2 protein-coding genes are annotated in these 628 nt (G+C 53.0%); both read right to left on the bottom strand.

Going from position 1 to position 628, the window contains the following annotated elements; translation table 11 throughout:
- Positions 1 to 152: immunity protein Imm33 domain-containing protein (locus tag AC1DWI_RS25665; protein WP_477726256.1), on the bottom strand; the 152-nt coding region annotated here is incomplete at its 3' end.
- Between the two features lie 132 nt (positions 153 to 284).
- A partial coding sequence (locus AC1DWI_RS25660) for a hypothetical protein (protein ID WP_477726255.1) occupies positions 285 to 628 on the bottom strand: 344 nt, incomplete at its 5' end.

Raw genomic sequence — 628 nt, 5'->3', positions numbered from 1 at the left:
GCTTCTGACGGTTCACCTCCGGACCAGAAGTACCAACCGTTAGTACTTGTCGTGGGCTTGTGGCGAAGGCCGTGGATTGGTTCAGTTCCGATCGTCGACAACGCGATGCCTACTTTTGAACCGGCTACAGGTGGCAACGGCGATGCGCCCACCCATTCACAAAGCGGACTTCTCACGGAGCACTCGCATTGTGTTTCCTCGGGGTCTATCGTTTGAGACCACCGGCACGTAGCAAGCGCCGCGCAGCAGGAATCTGCTGCTGTGTGTCCGAGTGGGCCGACCAGCTAGGTTGCAATTGCTGCAACACTTAGCTTTTTCCTGAGTATCAAAAAAGTAATTGCGCCGATCGGAAGAGCAATCGCAACGGTCCATTGCCCGTACAAGGGGGCAAACGCTCCCGCACTAAATAGCTGTAAGGACAAGGGCGCGAAACTCCATTCGCCAGTTGTCCAGTTCACTGCAAACTTTCCAAACCCAAGCATAACGAACAGTACCCACGGCCACTTTCGGCCTTTGAGTTTAGACCTGCCGCAAACAACAAGCGCCCAGAGGGTAAGCAACGGAAAGACTATGGCCAACGCAAAAACAAGGTATTGAATTGGCGTTTTTTTTGTTAACGTGAACCGAT

It is taken from the genome of Polaromonas sp. P3_C2, from assembly GCF_056402675.1.
This window is presented reverse-complemented; position numbering and strand designations above follow the sequence as displayed.